Annotated in this window: 22 protein-coding genes and 4 tRNA genes; 12 read left to right on the top strand and 14 right to left on the bottom strand. The window is 32.8% G+C overall.

Annotated elements, in window-relative coordinates; translation table 11 throughout:
- Positions 1–40 precede the first annotated feature (40 nt).
- The 4 genes from IPJ23_05090 (at position 41) to IPJ23_05075 (ending at position 3,562) form a co-directional block, all read left to right on the top strand.
- Positions 41–1,576, top strand: coding sequence for a glycosyltransferase family 39 protein (locus IPJ23_05090; GenBank protein ID MBK7630067.1), 1,536 nt, complete (start codon positions 41–43; stop codon positions 1,574–1,576).
- Positions 1,577–1,688: 112 nt separating this feature from the next.
- Positions 1,689–2,450 (top strand): creatininase family protein, encoded by a 762-nt coding sequence (locus IPJ23_05085; GenBank protein ID MBK7630066.1) that lies wholly within the window; start codon positions 1,689–1,691, stop codon positions 2,448–2,450.
- A 182-nt stretch (positions 2,451–2,632) separates the two neighbouring features.
- The gene (locus IPJ23_05080) at positions 2,633–3,187 is read left to right on the top strand and encodes a class I SAM-dependent methyltransferase (GenBank protein MBK7630065.1); all 555 of its coding nucleotides are present in this window, start codon (positions 2,633–2,635) and stop codon (positions 3,185–3,187) included.
- 117 nt (positions 3,188–3,304) lie between these two features.
- On the top strand, positions 3,305–3,562 hold the full coding sequence (locus IPJ23_05075; GenBank protein MBK7630064.1) for a hypothetical protein: 258 nt from the start codon (positions 3,305–3,307) through the stop codon (positions 3,560–3,562).
- A 116-nt stretch (positions 3,563–3,678) separates the two neighbouring features.
- On the opposite strand, the gene IPJ23_05070 is transcribed toward IPJ23_05075, so the two are convergent.
- The 5 genes from IPJ23_05070 to IPJ23_05050 all read right to left on the bottom strand — a co-directional run bounded on the left by IPJ23_05070 (position 3,679) and on the right by IPJ23_05050 (position 8,648).
- A complete protein-coding gene (locus tag IPJ23_05070) occupies positions 3,679–4,572 on the bottom strand; it encodes an HDOD domain-containing protein (GenBank protein MBK7630063.1) in 894 nt (297 codons plus the stop codon).
- A 138-nt stretch (positions 4,573–4,710) separates the two neighbouring features.
- The gene (locus tag IPJ23_05065; GenBank protein ID MBK7630062.1) at positions 4,711–5,283 is read right to left on the bottom strand and encodes a DUF1579 domain-containing protein; all 573 of its coding nucleotides are present in this window, start codon (positions 5,281–5,283) and stop codon (positions 4,711–4,713) included.
- Positions 5,284–5,513: 230 nt separating this feature from the next.
- The gene (locus IPJ23_05060; protein ID MBK7630061.1) at positions 5,514–6,197 is read right to left on the bottom strand and encodes an ABC transporter ATP-binding protein; all 684 of its coding nucleotides are present in this window, start codon (positions 6,195–6,197) and stop codon (positions 5,514–5,516) included.
- Between the two features lie 4 nt (positions 6,198–6,201).
- The gene (locus tag IPJ23_05055; protein MBK7630060.1) at positions 6,202–7,434 is read right to left on the bottom strand and encodes an ABC transporter permease; all 1,233 of its coding nucleotides are present in this window, start codon (positions 7,432–7,434) and stop codon (positions 6,202–6,204) included.
- Positions 7,434–8,648, bottom strand: coding sequence for an ABC transporter permease (locus tag IPJ23_05050; protein MBK7630059.1), 1,215 nt, complete (start codon positions 8,646–8,648; stop codon positions 7,434–7,436). Before IPJ23_05050 ends, IPJ23_05055 begins: the two co-directional genes overlap by 1 nt.
- A gap of 117 nt (positions 8,649–8,765) precedes the next feature.
- Between IPJ23_05050 and IPJ23_05045 the strand changes: the two genes are divergently transcribed.
- From IPJ23_05045 to IPJ23_05015, 7 genes are all read left to right on the top strand, one after another.
- Positions 8,766–8,840 (top strand) — tRNA-Pro (locus IPJ23_05045).
- Positions 8,841–8,882: 42 nt separating this feature from the next.
- Positions 8,883–8,956 (top strand) — tRNA-Arg (locus IPJ23_05040).
- A gap of 24 nt (positions 8,957–8,980) precedes the next feature.
- Positions 8,981–9,054: transfer RNA gene (locus IPJ23_05035), tRNA-His, on the top strand.
- Between the two features lie 44 nt (positions 9,055–9,098).
- Positions 9,099–9,170 (top strand) — tRNA-Glu (locus IPJ23_05030).
- A gap of 111 nt (positions 9,171–9,281) precedes the next feature.
- Entirely contained in the window at positions 9,282–11,885 is a 2,604-nt protein-coding gene (locus tag IPJ23_05025; protein ID MBK7630058.1) for a DUF3160 domain-containing protein, read from the top strand.
- A gap of 49 nt (positions 11,886–11,934) precedes the next feature.
- On the top strand, positions 11,935–12,315 hold the full coding sequence (gene crcB, locus IPJ23_05020) for a fluoride efflux transporter CrcB (protein MBK7630057.1): 381 nt from the start codon (positions 11,935–11,937) through the stop codon (positions 12,313–12,315).
- Between the two features lie 3 nt (positions 12,316–12,318).
- Positions 12,319–12,669: a DUF190 domain-containing protein gene (locus IPJ23_05015; GenBank protein MBK7630056.1), complete on the top strand. Its 351-nt coding sequence runs from the start codon at positions 12,319–12,321 to the stop codon at positions 12,667–12,669.
- 20 nt (positions 12,670–12,689) lie between these two features.
- Here the strand turns inward: IPJ23_05015 and IPJ23_05010 are convergent, their stop codons facing one another.
- The 7 genes from IPJ23_05010 to IPJ23_04980 form a co-directional block, all read right to left on the bottom strand.
- On the bottom strand, positions 12,690–13,529 hold the full coding sequence (locus IPJ23_05010; protein MBK7630055.1) for a sterol desaturase family protein: 840 nt from the start codon (positions 13,527–13,529) through the stop codon (positions 12,690–12,692).
- Positions 13,530–13,616: 87 nt separating this feature from the next.
- Entirely contained in the window at positions 13,617–14,495 is an 879-nt protein-coding gene (locus IPJ23_05005; GenBank protein MBK7630054.1) for an N-acetylneuraminate synthase family protein, read from the bottom strand.
- A 20-nt stretch (positions 14,496–14,515) separates the two neighbouring features.
- Positions 14,516–15,046 carry an HAD-IIIA family hydrolase gene (locus IPJ23_05000; protein MBK7630053.1) on the bottom strand — a complete coding sequence of 177 codons (531 nt, stop codon included), beginning with the start codon at positions 15,044–15,046 and terminating at the stop codon, positions 14,516–14,518.
- Positions 15,040–15,852 carry an SDR family oxidoreductase gene (locus IPJ23_04995; GenBank protein ID MBK7630052.1) on the bottom strand — a complete coding sequence of 271 codons (813 nt, stop codon included), beginning with the start codon at positions 15,850–15,852 and terminating at the stop codon, positions 15,040–15,042. Before IPJ23_04995 ends, IPJ23_05000 begins: the two co-directional genes overlap by 7 nt.
- A 98-nt stretch (positions 15,853–15,950) precedes the next feature.
- Positions 15,951–17,285 carry an aminotransferase class III-fold pyridoxal phosphate-dependent enzyme gene (locus IPJ23_04990; protein ID MBK7630051.1) on the bottom strand — a complete coding sequence of 445 codons (1,335 nt, stop codon included), beginning with the start codon at positions 17,283–17,285 and terminating at the stop codon, positions 15,951–15,953.
- A gap of 13 nt (positions 17,286–17,298) precedes the next feature.
- On the bottom strand, positions 17,299–18,096 hold the full coding sequence (locus tag IPJ23_04985; GenBank protein MBK7630050.1) for a glycosyltransferase family protein: 798 nt from the start codon (positions 18,094–18,096) through the stop codon (positions 17,299–17,301).
- Between the two features lie 37 nt (positions 18,097–18,133).
- Entirely contained in the window at positions 18,134–19,192 is a 1,059-nt protein-coding gene (locus tag IPJ23_04980) for a hypothetical protein (GenBank protein MBK7630049.1), read from the bottom strand.
- Positions 19,193–19,452: 260 nt separating this feature from the next.
- Between IPJ23_04980 and IPJ23_04975 the strand changes: the two genes are divergently transcribed.
- The gene (locus IPJ23_04975) at positions 19,453–20,394 is read left to right on the top strand and encodes an LD-carboxypeptidase (GenBank protein ID MBK7630048.1); all 942 of its coding nucleotides are present in this window, start codon (positions 19,453–19,455) and stop codon (positions 20,392–20,394) included.
- Here IPJ23_04975 and ispE read toward each other — a convergent pair.
- Together ispE and IPJ23_04965 are read right to left on the bottom strand one after the other, a co-directional pair.
- Positions 20,372–21,226, bottom strand: coding sequence for a 4-(cytidine 5'-diphospho)-2-C-methyl-D-erythritol kinase (gene ispE, locus IPJ23_04970; GenBank protein ID MBK7630047.1), 855 nt, complete (start codon positions 21,224–21,226; stop codon positions 20,372–20,374). The two genes, IPJ23_04975 and ispE, sit on opposite strands and share 23 nt — an antisense overlap.
- Positions 21,219–23,225, bottom strand: coding sequence for a homocysteine S-methyltransferase family protein (locus IPJ23_04965; protein ID MBK7630046.1), 2,007 nt, complete (start codon positions 23,223–23,225; stop codon positions 21,219–21,221). Before IPJ23_04965 ends, ispE begins: the two co-directional genes overlap by 8 nt.
- Between the last annotated feature and the right edge of the window lie 58 nt (positions 23,226–23,283).

The raw sequence follows: 23,283 nt of genomic DNA, 5'->3' as shown, positions 1-23,283 counted from the left end.
ATTTTATAACTTAGGGTGAAAACTTTAGAGATATGTTAATATGAATAAATTAAATTCTTCAGCAAAAGACAATGTAATCCTTATTTCGATTTCACTCTTTAAGTTAATTTTGCTTCTTGTATTTGCCGGTAATTACGGGTTATTCAGGGATGAGTTTTACTACCTGCAATGCTCTAGTCATCTTGCATTCGGTTATGTAGATCAATCACCTTTATCATTACTAATTCTAAATATATCAACCAGTTTATTTGGAGATTCAATATTAGGTATTAGAATTTTCGCTTATATTGCTTCTTGTGTTACTGTGTTTATGGCTGGAATTATAACACGTGAATTAGGAGGAGGAAGATTAGCACAAATTACAGCATCTGTTTCCGTTTTATTTTGCGGTGTTGTTCTTGGTGGTGGAAGTTATTTTTCTATGAATGTATTTGATGTTCTTCTTTCAACAATTACGTTTTATTATTTCATCAGGCTAATAAAAACCGATGATAAAAAATTGTGGATTTATATTGGTATTCTTTTCGGAATTGGATTACAAAATAAATTAACATTCCTGTTTCTTGGTGTAGGGTTTACTTTTGCTCTTCTTTTTACAGGTTTAAGAAAAAATTATCTTACTAAAGAATTATGGATTGGGGCGGGATTAGCAGTTATTATATTCCTTCCTAATATAATCTGGCAATTTGCTAATGGTTTTCCAACGCTCACTTTCATTCACAATGCTGCGTTGTATAAAAATAAAGCAATGGGCCTAGTGGAATTTTTCTTTATTTCTATAAACGAACTAAATCCTTTTAATTCTCTTTTTCTCCTAACCGCATTTTATTTTTTATTTTTTAATAAAGAGGGTAGACGCTTTATTGCAATTGGAATTATATATATTACAATTTTTCTGATCTTCGTATTCAATAATGGCAAACCTTACTATATGGGAATTTTGTATCCCGTGATATTAGCCATCGGTGCTGCAGGTGCTGCTATTCTGTTTCAAAATTATCTGCGTGAGTGGTTAGGATATGTTCTTTTAATAATACTTTTGCCTTTTTATATCTTTACTACACCTTTTGCAATTCCGGTGCTAAATGTTGATGCTTTTATTAATTATAGTGCTAGGCATGGAGTGACTCCAAAAAATTCTGAAAAAAGTGAATTGGGTCTTCTGCCTCAGTTTTTCAGTGATAGATTTGGATGGGAGAATCTTGCGTTACAAACCAGTCAAGTTTTTAAGTCTCTACCTAAATCCGAACAAAATAATGTTGTTATATTCGGACAGAATTATGGTGAAGCAGGGGCGATAGATTATTATAGGAAGACCTATAATCTTCCACCTGTTGTTTCCGCGCATAACAGTTACTGGTTCTGGGGTTACCCTGATTTTGTAGACACAAATACTGTCTGGATTGTGATTGGATCAAACAAAAAGGATAATAGAGAATTTTTTGAGTCTGTTGAATTCGCAGCTTCTCACACAGATAAATACGGTATGCCGTTTGAAAATGTTGATATATTTATATGCCGTAAACCGAAAATGAAAATTGATGAAATATGGCAAAAGATAAAAATGTTTATTTGATGATTTGATAATTGAAAGGGGATTGTTATACGCCTTTTACTAATTGACTTAAACTTTTTATTGCGCTAAGTTTTCAAAGAATATTTTAATAACATAGGAATTGAATAAGATAATGCGCCCATATATACTTGCTGAAAACAACTGGAAAGATATTGAAGAACGTTCAATTGATCTTGCAATATTACCCTGGGGAGCAACAGAAGCTCACAACTATCATTTACCATATTCCGCTGATGTTATTGAATCTGAAAATATTGCAATATCTGCTGCCGAAAAAGCTTTTAACAAAGGCGCAAAAATTGTAGTTCTTCCAACAATTCCATTTGGCGTTAATACAGGGCAGACTGATATTAAACTTGATATGAATATTAACCCAAGCACGCAGGCTGCAATATTAAATGATTTAATTGAAGTTCTAAATCGGCAAAATATTCTTAAACTTTTAATAGTTAATGGACATGGAGGTAACGATTTTAAACCTATACTTAGGGAACTTGGACTAAAATTTCCAAAAATGTTTTTAAGCTATTGTAATTGGTTTACGGCTCTTCCAAAAGAAAGTTATTTTGAGAATAACGGTGATCACGCAGATGAAATGGAAACAAGTTTGCTTATGCACTTGTCACCTGATTTAGTTCTACCTCTAACTGAAGCAGGAAATGGGAAAGCGAAAATAATAAAGATTAAAGGAATTCAGGAAGGTTGGGCGTGGACTGAAAGAAAATGGTCAAAGGTTACAGCAGATACTGGTATAGGTAATCCTGCCAAAGCAACAAAAGAAAAAGGTGAAAAATATTTTAATGATGTAGTTGATAAAATTGCACACCTAATTATTGAGATTGCTAATGAAGATATAAATAATTTATATGAGTGAGAATTCCGCTTTGTTTACCTCTGATTAAAACTTTTTTCTGGCAATCGGATTAATCACTTGCCAATTGTTAATTGAGATTATAATAATAAAAATTTAAGTTTCTTAGGTTCATTTAATAATTATCTCTCATTAGCGTTAGAGTTAAGAACCTATGATAAGAATAATTTAACTTAGAGGTTATTATGACTGATCCCAAAATTAGGGTATGTCCTGTAGAACTTTCAGGCTCGTTGGATAGTAAAATTAGAAGGTGGCTGCAAAATCCGCAAAAGTTATTATCACCTTATTTAACAGATGGAATGAAAGTTCTTGATGTTGGTTGCGGACCTGGCTTCTTTTCTATTGACATTGCTAAAATGATTGGAGAAAATGGAAAAGTATTTTCTGTTGATCTTCAACAAGGAATGTTGAATTTAATTAGAAAGAAAATTGCTGGAACCGAATTAGAATCAAGAATTCAACTTATTAAAAGTGAGGTAAATGGTTTTAGTATTCCGGAAAAAGTTAATTTTATTTTAGCATTTTATATGGTTCACGAAGTGCCGGATAAAGATAATTTATTTAAACTGTTAAAAAATACTCTTCTTGAAAATGGTCGATTTCTTCTGATCGAACCAAAACTATTTCACGTTTCTAAAAAAGAATTTGAATCGACTTTAAAGAAGGCAGAACAAGCGGGATTTAAGATTACTAAAGGACCAAAATTGCCATTTAGTCATTCCGCAATTTTGCATTAAATCCTTGCTCATTCCTCTTCGTCATCCTTAGCAAAGATAAAGGGAAATGGGAGAGGAAACACCTAGCCTAACCAGAATTCATTTCGGGAAGGGGAAAAATTAATTCGAGTAAATCATATGGTTAACTATTTTAATATAGTTGGTATGGTTGCAGATAAATCCGGATATCTATGGGCTCTTTCAAGCGAAAATGGCATAGTAATTCTTAATTTACAAACAGGTTTAGTGGCTCATTATTCCACTCAACAGATTCAAAAGAACTTGAATAAGTATAATATTAATAGATTTTTAAGTATGGATATCGACCAAAATGGAAATATTTGGATTGTAGGACTTGGATCAAATTTTCATCACGAATTTATAAAAAATTATTGAAGTTGTTGATTATTTTGCGAATGAAGAAACAACACTATTTTATGAATAAATGAAAACATTCCAGAATTAGTCAGAATGTGAATAGGAAGAACTAAGATAATCAGTTATCACTGTTTTTATATCATTTGTGCTTTAGCAGCTTCAAGGTAATCTACCTTATACGCTTCAACAAATTCATCTACGCCTTCGGGAGATAAAAAATTCAATAATTCAATTATGGAATCATCGAAGATGTAATTTTCATCCCACGTAATACCGGGCATATTAAATTTACAGGTGGCATAGTCAGCTACATGTAAAACTGCGGTAAGAAAATTATTTTCTTTTGATTTAGAAGGTATATGATGAAATTGTAGTGCATCGGAAAGCACTGAAGGAAGTGACCATTTATCCGTGAGAAACTCACCGATTTCCTGGTGCGATAATCCCAAGACTTTGTACTCAGCCTCCAAGAACGTAGTTTGATTTTGAACAGAGTACCCCACAATTTGAAGAAATTCATTAGCAAGATATTCGTGGATAATAAGAATTCCCATATCGTGCAGCATACCTGCTACAAAACCATCTCCTTCAAAGTTAAATCCCAGATCTTTAGACATTCTTTGCGCAAGCATTCCAACAACCATCGAATGATTTAAGAATTTATCGGGATTAAAATATTTATCCGATTTCATTCTCATAGTAGAAGCCATTCTGATAGAAGTAACGATTGATTTTATTTCTGTCATGCCAAGTAATACAACTGCCGTTTTTATGCTTGTTACATTTCTTCGTAAACCATACAACGGGGAATTGGCAACTGATAACACTTTTAACGTTAAAGAGGGATCCTTCTCAACCATCATCTCTACTTTTCGGGCAGATATATCGGGCGAATTAAATAATTGAGAGATTTCCTGAAGTACTTTAGGAATTGGAGGCAGATTGGAAACACTTTGTAATTTGTTTAAGATATCTTCTGCTTTGTATAAGCTGTTAGTTTGCTGATCACTAATCAAATTGAATTCCACTTTATTTATTTTATAATCGCACTATACAAAAAATAGTTAAATCAGGTACTCTTAACAATGCTTGGATAAAAAATCACTCTCCTTCAGAATAAATGAATTAAAGGAAGGAGAGGGAATAGTGAAGATTAAACTGGGATATTATTTTCTTGAGTACTTAATCTCCATTGACTTGGTTTCTCCTGTACCCATATCAACAAACATTTCAAAAGTTGAATGGTCTTTATCAATTATTTTAACAACATTTCTAACTTTTGCTTTACTGCCGTTTGGTGTAACCATATGTCCGTTGTAAGTAATTGAATTTGTACTTTTATCAACAGTTCCTTCTGTTATCATCATACCTGTGCCCATATTATCAATCCAAACATTCTGATATACTTTTAAAGCATTATCAAAACCAGTTAAGTCCATTCCATTAAATGGCATTCCCATCATCATACCAGAGAAATGACCAACTAAGTATCTACCATCCATAACTAATTCGTAGGTCGTTGTTCCTTTCATAGTTTGAGGTGGTTGAGATGGATCCATCCACATTGTAATATCGCCTTCCCATTCGCCAACCATTCCAGCAAGCATTTCGTGCTCTGGACCCGGAGTCATATAGGTTTGCCATTCTTTCATCATAGCATCTTGATCGACATCTTGTGCATAAGAATAAAACGTTAAGAAAAGTACTAGAACTAAAGAGAGCTTACTAAGGAATTTCATACTGCCTCCGAATGAAATTAATTGATTTAAGTTAGTTTGTAACCAAAAAAGAGATAATATATTTTATTAGTTATTCATTATTAACATAGTTTCTAAAATATTAATTGTCAACAAGCAACAATTATTTGATATAAAACTCTGTGCTCGTGTTTTTATTTCAATAATTGAATAAATGTTTGGTTTATGACTTTGATCAGTTGGAAGAAGCCTGATTAGATAAACTGAATTAATCACTTATTCTTACTTATGATACCGTCTTTAATTTCAAAGATTACATCTGCAAGCTTCATCAGATCAGGATTGTGAGTAACGATAACAAATGTTTTGTTAAAATTGTCTCGTAAATCAAAAAGTAATTTGTGTAAAGATTCACTGTTTGCAGAATCGAGGTTACCTGTTGGCTCATCCGCAAAAATTATTTTAGGGTCATTAGCAAGTGCACGTGCAACTGCTACTCTTTGTTGTTCACCACCTGAAAGTTCAGCAGGTTTATGATCCGCACGATCTTTTAATCCAACAATTTCTAATAACCGTAAAGAATTATTAGAAGAAGCTTTTAAGTTTACACCTTTTATCATTTGTGGAATTGAAACATTTTCTACAGCAGTAAACTCTGGCAGTAGATGATGGAACTGAAAGACAAATCCCATATTTTCATTCCTAAACTTGGCAAGTTTATCGTTGTTGTAATCAAAAATATTTTTCTGTTCATAAAATACTTTGCCAGTGTCGGGTCTATCAAGTCCACCAAGCAAATGCAGTAAAGTAGATTTACCGGCACCGGAGGCTCCAACAATAACTGAAATTTTATTTGCTTCAATTTCAAACGAAATAGATTTTAAAACTTCCAGCTTATTTTTTTTAGTGGATTGATATGATTTAGAAATATTTTCTGATGATAAAATGATATTCATATTTTCATTCCCATTTGATTGCTTGTAATGCATCAACTTTAGCGGCTCTTTTGGCAGGTATAAGCGATGCTATGAACGAAAGGAACAATGAAACTCCGGCTATTACAAAAAAATCTGCTAACCTTAATTGCAGTGGAAGCGAATCAATTTTGTATTGTGTTGGATCGAGCGGATAAATGTTATACTGCAACTGGAGGAAGCAGACAAAATATCCTAGCAGAACTCCTAACCCTGTTCCAATCAAACCAATCATCAAACCTTCGTACATAAATATTTTTAATATAGAATTTTCTTTAGCACCCATCGATCTTAGAATCCCAATATCTCTTTTCTTTTCGATTACAGACATTGAGAGGGAGCCAAGAATATTAAAAGTTGCCACAGCGATAATTAGTGAAAGTAGAATATATGCAACCCATCTTTCAATTTGCATAACAGAATAAAGTTCTTTATGAAAATCGTACCATGTGTTTATCTCAAACTTATTGTTATCCAATTTTAATTCAAGATAATCTTTAGCTTTAAATGAGTTATCGGAGTTATTGAGTTTTATTTCGTATCCTTGATAACTGTTTTTGTAGCCCAATAAATATTGTGCTTCACTTAAATAAGTAAAAGCTAAACTTTCATCGTACTCATTATTTTGAGAACTAAAAATTCCATTTACGACAAATTGCTGTGTGTTTGGCATTCCAAACTGAGTAATAATTTTTTCAATACCGGCAGGGGAAATAACAGTAACCGTATCACCAACGAGAACTTGTAAACGATCCGCTAATCTTAATCCGATTAACATTCCTGGTGTTTTATCTTCTTCATTTAATTCACTGCTGCCAAATAAAATATTGTCCTTAATATTATAGAGATTGTCAGCATATTTAAGTTCAATACCTTTGAGTGAAATAACCTGTGTAATTCCGCTATTGAATGCCAAAACTTTTCCGCTAACAAAAGGGGCAAATGATTTTAGATCGGGAGTATCTTTTAAAATTGCAGCAACTTTATTGTAATCCTCATTCTTGCTATCAATTTTATATTCCACCCTAAGATGCGGATCAAAGTTCATTAGAAATGATGTAACTAAACTTCCAAATCCGTTAAATACGGATAGAACAACAATAAGCGCAGCAACACCGATGGTAATTCCTGTTATCGAAATAAAAGATATAATTGTTATAAAATTAATCTTATGCTTTGATAGGAGATAACGTTTTGCAATAAATTTTTCGTAGCTCATTAATCAAACCTCAAAGCTTTTACAGGATTTATTCTTGATGCAAAATAACTTGGAATGATTGCAGACAATATAGAAAGAAAAAACGTGACCACTGAGATTAATAGAAATACATCCGGGCTCATTTCGATAGGAACTTTAGTTACAAAATAAACACTAGATGGCACTTTAATAACATTAAACTTCAGTTGAATTGTCATCAACAGCCATGCTAGTATATTGCCGGATGCAATTCCAATGAAAGCTAAATAAATTCCTTGATAAATAAATATTTTAATAATTGCTCTGCCTTTAGCACCTAATGATTTTAATACACCTATTGAATTTGTTTTTTCCAGCACGAGCATTAACAATGCGCTAATGATATTAAAAACCGCAACAATAATTATTAATCCTAAAATAATTGGTATTGGTTTTTTCTGAAGTTCAATCCACGAAAAAATATTTCTATAAATTTCAAAAATAGTTCTGGCATAGTATGGATATCGCAACTCTTTTCGGATAACATGGGCAAGACTATCAATTTTACTTACAGATTTTAGTTTAATATCAATTCCATTAATCTCACCTGGCATTGAAAATAAATTTTGAGCGGCTGCAATTCCAGTATAGCCAATCATATTATCATATTCAGCCATACCGCTTTCAAAAATTCCTTGAACAAAAAAGTTTTGAATATTTGGCAGTTCTGTTAGTGATGGAACTTTATCATTCTTTAGAGCAAACAAAGTAACTTTATCCCCAATTTTTAATAATAGTTTTGTTGCTAATGTTTTTCCGATAACAATAGAATTTTCTTTTTCCAGATTTAAATCACCTTCAACTAGGTTTGATTTAATCTTTTTAATTTCGTTTGATTCAGAAACACCTTTAATATTTATGCCTTCTTTACGTTTTTTCGCACTAATTATTGCAAGCTTAGAAATTGACGGGGATATGTAGTCTATTTCAGCATTATGCTTCAGTTTTAATTCAGCTAAATAAGTTTCAGCATTAGGCAGAGATTCTTTATAAGAAAATATTTTTATATGTGTATCAAAATCAGTGATTTTTTGAGTAAGCGTTTTTTCAAAACCATTTAAAACACTTAAAGCAATAATAAGAGTTGCTACGCCAAGAGAGATACCTGCAATACTGATGACAGAAATCAGATTTAGCAATCTGGAGTCTTTATTAGAAAGGATATATCTTCGAGATACAAAAAAGGCGAAATTCATTTCAAAACGATTGATTTTTGTTATTGGCAATTTAAAGATTCTATTAGTACCAAAAAATTGTTTTTTAGAAGGCAAACGTATATATTTTCACCTCGTTTTTTAAGATTTATGATATTTCGGGGCGTAGCGTAGTCCGGTTATCGCGCCTGCTTTGGGAGCAGGAGGTCGCAGGTTCGAATCCTGCCGCCCCGACAACAATTCTTTAGTAGTTCATTAAGATTTTGTGGATTTTGAGCGCCCGTAGCTCAATCGGATAGAGCATCAGCCTTCTAAGCTGAGGGTTAGTGGTTCGAGTCCACTCGGGCGTACTAAACAAATTTGTTCTTTAAATGGTGAGCGTAGCTCAGTTGGTTAGAGCACCAGGTTGTGGCCCTGGGGGTCGTGGGTTCAATCCCCATCGCTCACCCAAACATTTAAAACTGCATTTTTTCAGAAGTTCTTTTACGTATTGGCCCCATCGTCTAGTGGTTAGGACATAGCCCTTTCACGGCTGTAACAGGGGTTCAAATCCCCTTGGGGTCACTATATAAATCCCGACAAGTATTTTTCTTGTCGGGATTTTTTTATTTGTTATCTGGCAATTGATATTATTCTTTAAATTCATTACGTTTACAAAAAAAATAGGTGAATAAAATGAAAAAGCTATCAATTTTATTAATCACCGCTATTCTTTTGCTATCTGTCGTTTCGTTCAGCCAATCTAACTTTAATATAGATGCCTACAGACAATTTCTTCAGAATCATCAAAATATGAGTTCAGAGGATTTGATGCAGATGTATTCCGCTGGTTTATTTTATGGGGATCTGAATTTGCCTTTAACCAATACTAGATATTTAGATTCGATTACTAATAAGTATAGCTTAACTTCTAATGAGTTAGATTTAATTTCGCGTAATGGATTTATCGTTTCAGAAAGAATGGAAAAGTTATCTTTTGGTGAATCATTTCTTGAAATATTCCATAAAGATTTACCGGTATTTGTTTCAACAGATGCAATTTTGCATGCTTTTCACATCTCATACGATAGAATTTTAAAAGATGCTGAACTCGGATTTCTGATAAAGAAAGTAAAATCACTTTTGCAAACGTTACATTCGCAACAAAGTTATCTGAATACAAAGTACGGGAACAATCCAGAAATGTTAACGATGCTTAAAGATGTAGATGTTTATCTAACCGTTCCGCTAAAATTGTTCGAGTTAAACGTAAATCCTTACTACAGCGACAATACCGGAAAAGTAGATACCATATTACAATTAATTAATGATGAACAAATGTGTTCGTATAATTTATTTGCAGATGTTTGCAGAGTTATTGATTGGAGCCAGTTTAAACCACGCGGCCACTATTATGAAGAACCAGGTATAATGAATCCCACACAATTGCCAAATTACTTTAGGGTAATGATGTGGCTGGGAAGAACAGAATTGTATTTAACAAAACCTATTGCACTCGATTCAACTATTTGCCCGCTTCCTTCTTTTGATGATGTTAAACGTCAAATAATTGATTCGTATCTAATTAAAGAATTAATTGATGCTTCAAATTCTTATGACGATTATACAGAAATTGAAAATGCTATTAAAATATTTGCCGGCGAACAGGATAACGTAACTTTAGATAATCTTGGATATTTAAAAAATGCCGTTTCATTAACAGATGCAGATGAATTATTAGATAGTATGAAAGTTGTCGAATTCCAGGACACTCTAAAAAATCAAAGTTTTGCATATCAACTTATTTTGTCACAGATTTTATTCGGGGATCCAATGAGTCCTGACAGCATTGTTCCTGCTTCAGCATTTATGTTGTTCGGACAAAGATTTGTTATTGATTCTTACATCACCGCCAGTGTTGTTTATGATAGGATTGCAGGAGGATATTGCCGTTTATTTCCATCTTTACTAGATGTACTATTTTCAATTGGTAACTCAGCATCAGCACAATTACTTGTTGATGAATTAAATCAGTATCACTATGCCACCAACCTTGCCGCATTGCGATATCTAATTGATTCCTACGATGATGAATTTTGGGAGGCAAATTTTTATTCTAATTGGTTAAGTATAATTAGGAAATTAAATCCGCCGCAGGATAGAAATTATCTGCCTCAATTTATGAAGACAGCGGCATTCTGGCAAAAGAAAATGAATACTCAACTTGCTTCCTGGGCAGAGTTAAGGCATGATAACTTACTTTATGCAAAACAATCTTATACCGGCGGAACCATTTGTTCATATCCATATAGTTATGTTGAGCCATTCCCGGAATTTTATCAGACTTTAAAGGAATTTTCTGCAAGTGCTGCAAATAAAGTACAATCAATAAATTTTTCTGATCCGGGTTATCAAATTGAAATTACTGCATATTTTACTTTGCTAGGTAATGTTATGGATACACTGAGAATGATTTCTGAAAAAGAATTAAACCAGGAATTATTAACTGCACAAGAAATACATTTCTTACAGAGTATGATATATGAAGATTATAATGGCGGTTCCGGTGAAACCCCGTATAAAGGATGGTATCCAAAATTGTTTTATAAAGATGAATATTTAGCGGGTAATGAATCTTATTCAAATCCAGGCCTTTTAGAAAGTGATCATCTTGTCGCCGATATGCACACTACTCCAACTGATTGTGGCGGAACAATTATGGGATGGGTAAAGCATGTTGGTACCGGTCCTATAAATCTTGGTGTGTTTGTTGCCCCCTGGAATGATGGTGTTGAAACGGCTTTTATTGGGCCTGTAATGAGTTATTATGAATACACAACCACTAACTTCTTAAGATTAACGGATCAAGAATGGAATAATGAATATTTGCAAGCAGCATTAAGACCTGATTGGGTTAATATTTATTTAGCTGATTCGACAGGTAATTCTAGAGGCAATGGTCCATCGTTAATCACTGATGTTAAAGATAATCCTAATGGCAACATCATTCCGCAATCTGAAATTTTAATTGCTAACTATCCCAATCCTTTTAACCCGAGTACATTAATTGTCTTTTCGATTCCGAACGAACTTACAAATCAATACACAGAATTAAAAATATTTGATATACAGGGAAGTTTAATTGCAACACTTGTAAATCAAAAACTTGCAACTGGCAAATATGTTGTGAGATGGGAGGGAAAGAATCAAAATAATCAAAATGTAGCAAGCGGAGTTTATATTTATAATATTAAAGTTGGAGAAAAAATAAAAAGCGGTAAGATGAATCTTCTTAAATAATTTTGCTCACTGTCTGATTAGTTTTATCTTTCGGCAAAAAATAATTTTAATGATGCTAAATTACATCCTTGTCTCTACTGGAGCCGCAATTGGCGGCGCCCTTCGTTACGGAATTTCAAACTATATTCAAAAAAACATTTCTGTAATATTTCCTTACGGCACTTTAGTTGTAAATATAGTTGGATCATTTATTCTCGGTGTTATTATGTTCTATCTAAATGAAAAAGAATTAATAGGAAGCGAATTAAGATTATTTCTTACTGTTGGGTTTTGCGGCGGCTTTACTACTTTCTCAACATTTTCTTATGAAACATTAACTTTATTTCGTGATTCAGAAATTGTTCTCGCATTCTATAATGTATTACTGAATTTGGTTTTATGCTTGGTAGGAATTTATCTGGCTTATCTCATTTCAAAATTTATAGGTTGATTTATGCAAACAAATAATGAAGCAAAACTTCTTAGAGTATTTATTGGTGAAAGTGACAGAATAAAAGGTAAGCCAGTGTATGAAGAAATTGTTTTAAAGGCAAGAGAAACTGGATTAGCAGGTGCTACAGTAATAAAAGGAATTATGGGATTTGGTGCTAATAGTAAAATTCATACTTCAAAACTTCTAACACTCTCCGAAGATTTGCCGTTTATTATAGAAATAGTTGATACTCTTGAAAAGATTGAAAACTTCATCCCAACCATAAACAACATTTTTGAAACTGCTAATATTGGTGGGTTGGTTACGATAGAAAAAGCACAAATAATAAAATACACTGCTAATAAAAAATGATTTAATATTAAGTTTAAATATTAGTCAACATTACTTTTAGATTTCTTAAAACTTCTAAAAGCAAAAAGTGTTTGAGAAATATAGTGGGCAGGGAAGTAAGTCTTCAATCCGTATTCATCTGCTTTTGTTTCCGGCAAAAAGGCAGTTCCAAAAATCCAATCCCAAAAAGCAAATTTAGTTGCAAAGTTTCTATTTCTTCCCTTGCCAGTTGAATGATGCCAGCGATGCATTTCGGGTCCATTAATTATTTTTTGTAGCCAGCCAGAATTTATATCAATATTACAATGAATATACATTCCCCAAATAGCACTAATTAAACCTTTGTATGCAATAACTTCAACAGGTGCACCAAGTAAAATTATAGGTGCAAATTCTATTGTCTGATTTAACAAAATTTCTAATGGATGTGAACGTGATCCGGAAAGCCAATCAACTTTTTTTGGTGAGTGATGCGCTTCGTGAATCCTCCAAAGCCATTTATTTTTGTGCATCCATCGATGCATCCAGTAAATGTATAAATCGTGAGTTATAACAAAAAAAATCAATTGTGCCCAAATTGGAATGGTAGAAAATAATTTTAAGCGCGAAATGCCAGTTGTATTGTCAATAAAATAAATTATTCCGCTAAAAATTATAATGCTAAGAACATAGTTTTGAGCGATTGTATACATAGCAAAATCATCAAAAAAACCTTCACGCAAAATCTTTTGGTCTTTACTATATGGAAATAATCTTTCCAATATCACAAAAAATATTGCTGCAAAAATTATTAATGAAGTTGATAAAATTTCTGCAGAGGATAACCCGTTTATATAGTTTATTATTCCTTGAAATAAAATTTCAAATATGTTTGCTTCCATCAAATATCATACTGAACTTGTTTCAGCATCTTTCTATTTTCTTTAATAAGACCCTGAAACAAGTTCAGGGAGACTTAATATTATTATTTACTTAACTCGTCTTAATTTTTTTATTTGTCCCAATTCGCTTTCATAAACTTTCTTAATTCCATCTCCGAGAGATTTTTCAATATCACGAATGTTTGAGACTAATCTTTCCATGCCTCCAACTTCAACAGAAGCCGCTTGATCAGTGCCCCACATAGCACGATCTAATGTTATGTGTCTTTCAACTAAACAAGCGCCAAGTGCAACCGCGGCCCACGTTGGAGCTAAACCAACTTCGTGTCCACTATAACCGATCGGAGTATCTGGATATTTATTTTTTAATGTCTCTATCATTTTTAAGTTTAATTCTTCGTTTTTGCAAGGATAGGCGGAGGTAGCGTGGGCAATCATTAAATATTTTTTATCCATAAAAGAAATTGCTTTATCAATCTGTTCCAACGTGGACATTCCTGTTGACATCAATATAGGCTTGTTTAAATATTTATGTTTTTCAAGAAGCAAAAAATCCGTTAAGGATGCTGAAGCTGTTTTATAAAGTGGCGGATTAAATTGTTCAATGAAATCAATGGATGGTTCATCCCAGCAAGAAGCAAACCAGATCATCCCAATATTTTTACAATATTTATCTATCTCTGAATATTCGTACTCACTGAATTCAACCTTATGACGGTAATCGATATAGGTCATTCTGCCCCAAGGTGTATCGCGTTCAAGATTCCACTGATCCTTCGGTGTGCATATTTCAGGAGTACGTTTCTGAAACTTAACAGCATCGCAACCAGCGTGTTTTGCGCCAGCAATTATTTTTTTTGCTATCTCAATATCACCATTATGGTTTATTCCAATTTCTCCAATTATAAAAACCGGATGTCCATCCCCAATAAAACGAGCACCAACTTTAATTTCTCTTTTGCTCATATTTTTCTTTACAAATTATTTTAAAAATTCTGCTTAAATGCCAATATCAATTCTGCAAATTCACGAAAAGCACCATAGCCAGCTTTAGTTTCGCAAATATAATCTGAAATATCTTTAATAAAATTCATTCCATCAGCTGGAGTGGCAGTAAGTCCGCATAACTGCATCACTTCAAAATCATTTGAATCATCACCAATGTATGCAATGTTTTCTTTCACAAATCCATTTTTCTTTTTTATGATTTCAAGAACTTCTTCTTTTTTGTTTGCACCCAGATAAAATTCTTTAATCTTTAATTTTTCAGCTCGAGTTTTAACTGTGTTGGAATTTTCACCGGTGATGATAATTGTTTCCAACCCAGCATACTTTCTCAATCGTTCAACACCCATTCCATCGCGGATAGAAAATCTTTTCAGTGCTTCACCTTCTTGACCGTAATAAATTCCTGTATCAGTTAAAACGCCGTCAACATCAGTCAAAATAACTTTTATTTTTTCAGCCTTTTCTCTTAAATGAAGGTTTTTGTCTCTCAGTTTTGTGTCAATTACCATGCTGTCCAGCCTCCATCAACAATTAAATTTGCACCCGTCATATATGCGGAAGCATCACTTGATAAAAATATTATTGCGCCTTTGTAATCAGTTGGATAGGCCATTCTACCTAAAGGAGTTTTTTGGGAATAATTATTAATAAAATATTGATCTTGATTATTTTCAACACCGCCAGGAGAAAGTGTGTTAACTCTAACTCCTTTATTGCCCCAATAAGCTGCAAGAAATCTTGTAAAGTTTACGATAGCTCCTTTTGTGGCAGGATAGGCAGGCGATTTATAAAACGATTGCGAACCATCCGGTTTTTTATAAATTGATTGGTCTGGTCCAACAATCCCATAAGTTGATGCAACATTAATTATACTTCCTTTTCCAGCCTTAGCCATTTCATTTCCAACAATTTGAGAACAGAGGAAAGTTCCTGTAACATTAACATCCAAAGATTTCTGCCACATTTCTAGTGGATAATTTTCAAACTTAGATTTTTCAGAAGCTGCCTGTGGATTTTCAAACATATCATTTATTGCGGCATTATTTATAAGAATATCTATTTTTCCGAATTCTTTTAAAATAATATCTCTAAGATTTTCAACAGAAGATTTATCTACTATATTAACTCCAACTCCAATTGATTTTGTTAGAAGGGTAGCTGCAAATTCTTTACATTTGTTTTCATCCAAATCGCAAACGACAACATTTGCTCCTGCTTCAGCTAATGCAGCACAATGATTTATTCCAATCAAACCAAGTGAGCCTGTTACAATTGCAACTTTGTCTTTTAGTGAAAATAGTTCTAGTGAGTTCATTTATTTATAGATTATTTTTTAGTCGTCAAGCTGAACTTGTTTCAGCTTCTTTTAAATTATTTTGAAGATTCCGAAACAAGTTCGGAATGACACAACGGTCATTTCTTCTTTGGTTTCATATTAAAATTACTAACTTTTCTAAAAACAGGACCCACAGGTTCTCCGCGTAAATAACTTTTTACGTTCTTTTCTTCAATGGCTTTTTTTAGAATTGGTAGTACTTCTCTATATACTTGAAGAGTATAATCAATATCTGAATCTAAATGTGAGAAAGACATATTATGAAATCCGCCCCAAAGAATTCCCCGTTTTATCATTTCTTGTTGAACGAGTGATTTCATTTCTAGAGGATTGCCTGCAGAAGCATCAAACGTAATAATTGTGCGGCAATCAAAACCTGCACATTTAGTATAGTTCATTCCAAATTCTTCGGCGATTCTATTGTATCCAACTTTCAATTTGTTACCTTGTTTAGCCAATTGAGTTGGAACATTTTTTTCAATCATTTCTGTAATAGTAGCTTTTACTGCAGCGAGTGAGAGTGCTTCGCCACCAAAAGTAGTAAAGAAAAAAACTTCCTGCTCAAGTAAAGACATTACATCTTTTCTTCCTGTAAGAACTGAGATTGGCATTCCATTAGCGATTGCCTTAGAGAAACAGGCTAAATCGGCCTTAACACCAAAATATTCCTGCGCTCCGCCAATTGCTATTCTAAATCCACTCCACATTTCATCAAAGATTAATAAAGTTCCATTCTGTGTACAAACTTCTCTTAACTTTTGCAAAAAACTATCTTTTGGTTCTTCAAAAACATAAGGTTCGAGAATAACGCAGGCTGTGTCTTCATCTATGGAATCAATAACTGATTGAATATCATTATAGTTAATTGTGTAGGTCATATCCTGAATCGCTTGAGGAATTCCTTTATTGCGATCTGTAACTGCAATGTACCAATCGTGCCAGCCATGATAACCACAGCATAATACTTTATCTCTTTTTGTAAACGCACGAGCCAATCTAACAGCAGCAGTAGTAACATCAGCTCCAACCTTGCTATAACGGATTGATTCAGCATTAGGAACAACTTTATGAATCAGTTCTGCAACTTCAACTTCAAGTGGGTGCATAAGTGAAAAAGTAATACCATCTTTTAATTGTTCCTTAATTGCATTATCAACTTTATCGTAGGCATATCCTAAAGATAGGGGACCGATAGCCATTTGATAATCTATAAATTCATTTCCATCAACATCCCAAACATGGCTGCCTTTTCCGTGTTGTAAGTATTTTGGCGCAACTCCTTTTACATTTTGCTGCGGTCCTTTTGCAAGTGTCTGAGTTGTACATGGAATTAAATCAAGCGCAACTTTATAATATTCATCGGATTTCTTTATAATCGGATAATCTTTATTTGATCCAACGTTATTTGGCATTTTAATTTCTTTTCTAAATAATTTTTGTTTGGTCGGCAGTAATTGTTTTTAACTCATTTAAATGATTTCTGTACCAGTTTACGCCGCAATACTCTTCATTTATTTTTTTAATTTCAGGCTTTCTGACTAATAAATTTATTATGTCCTCAAGTGTAAAATTAGGGTTTAATTGATAAAGTTCATCGTAAACTTGTTTTATGAAATTGTAATCTTTTTCGTAATCAATCGTAAATCGATGAGACATAGAGTAATTCAGTCCGGTTTCCCAGAGTACATTTCCAATTTTAAACTTATCGGGATTTTCCCAAAAATATGGAGTTGTATGTTCGCGTTCAAAATCCTTTTTGGCATTTAACCACGCTTTTTCTAGTGTTTTAAAACTCATTACTTCAACATCGTTTCCATCGGGGTAAGATTGAGGATGAAGATTACTTACATAATCGTAACTATCATTATTATCCAAATAATATTTTAGAATTTTATCAATAACATTTGCATCGATTAGTGGACAATCAGAAGGTATTTTAACAACAGCATCAGCGTTTATTAATTTTACAGCTTTATAATATCTATCAAGCAAATCAGTTGGATGACCGCGAAAACAATTTATCTGATATTCTTTACAGAGTTCTTCGACTTTATCATCTCTTTGATCCGTAGTTGTTGCAATAACAATTGTACCTTTTAATTTTGATGCAGCAACTCGTTCGTACATTCTAAAAAGTAAAGGCTTATTTGCAAGTGGCAATAATATTTTATTTGGAAGGCGATTTGAACCAGTCCTTGCTTGAATAACAGTAACTATGTTAATAGTTTTTTTCACAATAATAAGAATAAAATCTATAAAATTATTTTGCTCGTGCAAGTTTTTGCTTAAATAAATATTTGATCTCTAATTTCAGATCTTCCATATATTTATTTTTTTCTTTATATCTAACAACAGGATTAGTTGATGTAAGTAGTTCTCTTGCAACGTCTGCAATTGCTTTGGCAGATGTTCCACCATTTTGAATTGGAAATAATCTTTTAATTTCCTCCAAATCAATATTACAATAAACTTCTTTTCCCATTGCGAGTGCCGGAAAAATCGTACTTGAAAATCTTGTAACTAAAACATCGCAATTGGCAAGCATTGGATCTATACTAACTCCGTGATAAACTAAAGCGTCTGGTAAATATTTTTTTACTTCAGCAGTTCGCTTTTTTACTAATTCATTTGGGTGGAGTTTTACAATTATTTGTTTATCACCGGCAATCTTTTTTGCATCCAACAAAAAATTTTTTCTGTTTTCGTATTTTGTAGTTTCTCTTACATCAGAAGTTGCAACAAGCACAAAATTCTTATGTTCAAATTCAAGTATTTTTAATTTATCAAAGGCATCAAAATTAGGAATACCGGTAACACGAATTTTATTTGGATTCACACCTCTATCAATAAATTGCTCACGAAATCCTTCGGAGGCTACGCAGAAGTAATCATACATATGTGATAATCCGGTCATTGATGTACTTGCGCACCAACGCCCGAGTCCCAAAAATCTTGTTACGTGATAACGCCAATCAGGTGGATCAGTCATCCCTTCCTGCACAAGAATTGTTTTAAACTTTTTGATTTGCCTTGGAACAATTAAATCCTGAGAAGTAAAAACCAAATCATAATTATCATTTCTACCTTCAAAATCTAACTTAAGATTATTTGTTTTTATGTACTCAAGGGTTTTTCGTTTGAATTGTCCACCCATAATTGTAAACTCAAGCATTCTGAGTTTTGTCATCAACCATAATGGTCCACTGGCGTAATAAGGAGTGAAATAAGCATCAATTTCTGGAAGCTCTTTAGAGATTTGATGCATAATTGTGGTTTGATTTAACGAACCACCGATAAATAATATTCTGGGTTTATTCATCTTTATTACTTTATGAAGTTATCAATCTTTATTTAATGACTTCTTAAATAGTTAAAAGCTTGCTTGTGTCAATTTATTTTTAGAACCATGTAAATTTGCAAAAATTTATTATAAAACACCTAAGTAAATCGTGATTAGTATCATAATATCGGAGGTCAATTAATTATGGATAACTACAGAAAAACAGCAAAAACACCGTTTGTGCAAATTTTAATGTTTTACTAAATTACAGTTACAAAAGACTAAGAAAAGGATAACTTATGGCGCTTCAAAAACCAAAAAAACTCAACAAAAAAGATGTTATTGGTATTATTTCTCCAGCTTCATCGCCAGATGAGTTTAACAGAGTTGAAAGAGGAGTGAAATATCTTGAGGGTCTAGGTTATCGTGTTAAAATTGGTGCAAATGTTGGTAAAAATCACGGTTATTTAGCTGGAACAGATGTGGAAAGAGTTGATGATATTCACACGATGTTTAAGGATAAAAATGTTAAAGCAATTTTTACTCTTCGTGGTGGATACGGAGCTTTTAGATTGTTGGATAAAATTGATTATCGTGTAGTCAAAAATAATCCTAAAATATTTGTTGGATACAGTGAGATAACATCTTTGCAAATGGCTTTTTTTGAAAAAGCCGGGTTGATGACTTTTGCCGGACCAATGGTTGCTGTTGATTTTTATGATGAAATAAGTTCTTATACAGAAGAAAATTTTTGGGCAACAATAACCTCTAACAAAAAACTTGGTAAACTTAAATTTCCTGATGATCAAAAACTTCCTTTTTTACAAAAGGGAATTGCATCCGGTAAATTAATTGGGGGCAATTTGGCTGTTTTTGCAGCGTTGCTTGGAACAGGTTATTTTCCAAATCTAACTGGGAAGATTTTAATGATTGAAGACATAGGTGAATTGCCTTATAGAGTTGATAGATTATTAAATCAATTAAGACTTTCCGGAACGTTTAAAAAAGTTAAAGGGATTATATTAGGAAGATTTGTTGATTGTCACGAACACGATCCAAACAAAAAAACTTTAACTCTTGGCGAAGTTATTTCGGATTATGTTGCTACTTTGAAAATACCTTCAATCTATACTTTTCCACATGGCCACATTAAAGATTTTGTAACGATTCCCTTTGGATTGAAAGTAAATTTAAACGCTACTAAAGGTACTGTGGAATTTATGGAAGGTGCTGTAAAATAGGTTCTTGTATAAAAGTAAAATAATTTTTACACTTAAAATATAATTCTGTTTGATATGCTGCCTCTTCATCATCAAACATTGCCCAAACAGTTGAGCCCGTTCCTGTCATCATCGAAAAACTTGCTCCGAATTGTAACATCTTTTCTTTTATTCTCTTTATTTCAGGATATTGATTAAAAACGATATCTTCAAAATCATTTCTTGCCACACTAATTAAATCTTTAATTTCTATTTCACTTTTATTTATTAATGTTTCTAAGCTTGCTACTGGCGGCCTTGGTGTAATTATGCTAAAAGCCCATTTTGTCGCGATAAGAATTCCTGGATTTACAATTAATAAATATTGTTTCAATTTTAAATTAATCGGATTAAGGATTTCACCGCGTGATTTAGCGAATGACGGAACAGCATTTAGAAAATATGGTACATCAGAACCAAGTTTTAGAGCTAAATCCAAGAACACTTTTTTAGAGATATCTAAATTAAAAAGGTCAGTAATTGTTAATAAAGTAGAAGCCGCATTAGAACTTCCGCCACCAAGACCCGCACCAATCGGAATATTTTTATTAAGATAAATCTTTAAAGGAAGAGTCACACCAGAAATATTTTCTAATGCCTCTTTTGCTTTAATGATTAGATTTATTGGCTCTTTGTTAAGTCTTTCATCATTGCTGTCAAATGAGAAATTATCAGATTTTGTAAATCTTATTTCATCAAAAAGATTAAGTGGATAAAAAATAGTTTCGAGATTGTGAAATCCATCATCTCTTTTGTTAATAATATTTAAACCAATATTAATCTTAGCAGGAGATTTTACAACAATTTCATCCATCAATTAAGCTTTTTAATTTCTTTGTATGCTCTGGTGAAGAACCGCAGCAAGAACCAATAAATGAAGGATTTTGACTAAGATAAGGTTTTACAAGCTTTGCATAATCAACTGGAGAAACTGCACAATCAATTTTATTGTCTGTAAAATTTCCGCTGCCGCAGTTTAGATAAAATCCCCATGCTAATTCAGGTTTTAATCTTTTAACGGCATTTTCAAATGCTTCAAATGTTACACAATTAAATCCAATCGCAAGCGGATGATATTTTAAAACATACTCGATTGCATCAGTGAGGTTTTCACCTGAAAGTAGCTTTGGTTTATCAATAAAGAAAAAATTCATCACAAATGGGATATGATTTTCCCCGCAATATTTTGATATAAATTTAATCTCATCAAAATGACTTTGAGTTTCATTCATAATAAAATCACATCCGCTTTCCATCAAAGCATCAATGTGAACTTTGTGATTCCACTCTAAATCTTTTTGCGAGATTGTTCGTTCTGCTTGATAACAATCTTCAGCAGGTGGATTTGAACCCGCAATCATTACAGCCGCTTTTCCTCGAGCACGTTTTGCAATATCAACAGCCTTAAAAACACTTCCAACTATATCTGTAACTCCAGTAGAAATAAGCGTATACGGATTTGTTCTAAATGAATTAGTTGTAATAATATCAGCTCCGGCTCTAATATAATCTTTGTGTAAAGTTAATACCTCATTTTTGGAATCATCATTAGCGGTAGCGCTCCAAACACGCTTGTTTGGTGTAAGCTTTTTTTCCTGAAGAATACTTCCCATTGCTCCATCTAAAATCAATGGACGTTTTAGTTTTTTAGCTCTCTCAAATGGATTTTCTCGTTCTTGAACTTTTACTTTGTCAAAACTTTCAAAATATTTTTCAGTTTCTACTATCATCCTGTTTAAGTCTAGATCTTTTATACACTCAAGATCATAAGGACAGACTTTTTTCCAGCAAGGTGAACAGAACAAATCTTCCTGATAAATTTTTACACCACGATCATAAAGATCAATCTCAGTCCAACAACTCAAACCAAACCAAGCAATAACATATTTTTTAAGAGCAATCGCTAGATGCATTCCAAAGGAATCACCAGTAATTATAACTTGCGGAATCGATTCAAAACATGCACCTTTTCTTACACCTTCATTTGTTGGAGTATTAATTACTCTTCCTCTAAAATAATCAGCAATTTCTTTATTTCGCTCGGTATCTTCAGGCCCACCGAGTAGCACTATTTTATATTTTCTTTTAGATAAAAATTTATTGATGAGAAATATATGCTGTCCAACAGACATTTTTTTATTCGGATAAAGTTCGGAACATCCGGTATTGAACCCAATAATTTTATCGGTATCACGCAGGCGAACTTGCTTTTTGTAATCTTCAATAAACCGCAATTCATCTGTCGTAAAATTAAAAGTATAATCATTGCGTATGTATTCAAGTTCAAAAGTCTCAGCAAGATAATCCTGACCAGTTCGTTGATTGACTTTGAATTTAAGATTATCATCCATTCCAAGATTATAATTGTAGTGCGCGCCTTCATTCACCGGTACTATTACACCATTTTTATCTAAACCAAATCCCAATTTTGTTTTAGCATTTACAGAATTTAACAAAGCACACGAGCGCTGAGATTTGTCAACATTCATTACAATATCAAATTCAATTTGATTTAATATAGAAATTGATTCAGCATCGTAAATAAATATTTTATCTATAAATTGATTTTGTTGAAGCAGAGGTGCGGCAATTTTGAGTGTTATCCAGTAAATAGTTGAATCAGGAAATTTCTTTTTTATTGCCGGAAGTTGTGCTGTAGTCATTAGCACATCGCCCATTGCGTCAAAATTTATTATTAATATTTTTTTCCCGATTGGTTTGTTGTCTTTGCACCCATCAACCCAACAATTGTGATCAGGGTAGCATGGTTTATAACCGGTAAAATTTTTACAGGATGGTATATCTTTATTCATCTAGATAAATTTGTTAACAGTAAGAATATTATTAAATATGGATAAAACATTTTTAAGA

The organism is Ignavibacteriales bacterium (genome assembly GCA_016709765.1).
In the GTDB taxonomy this organism is placed as follows: Bacteria; Bacteroidota; Ignavibacteria; order Ignavibacteriales; family Ignavibacteriaceae; genus IGN3.
This window is presented reverse-complemented; position numbering and strand designations above follow the sequence as displayed.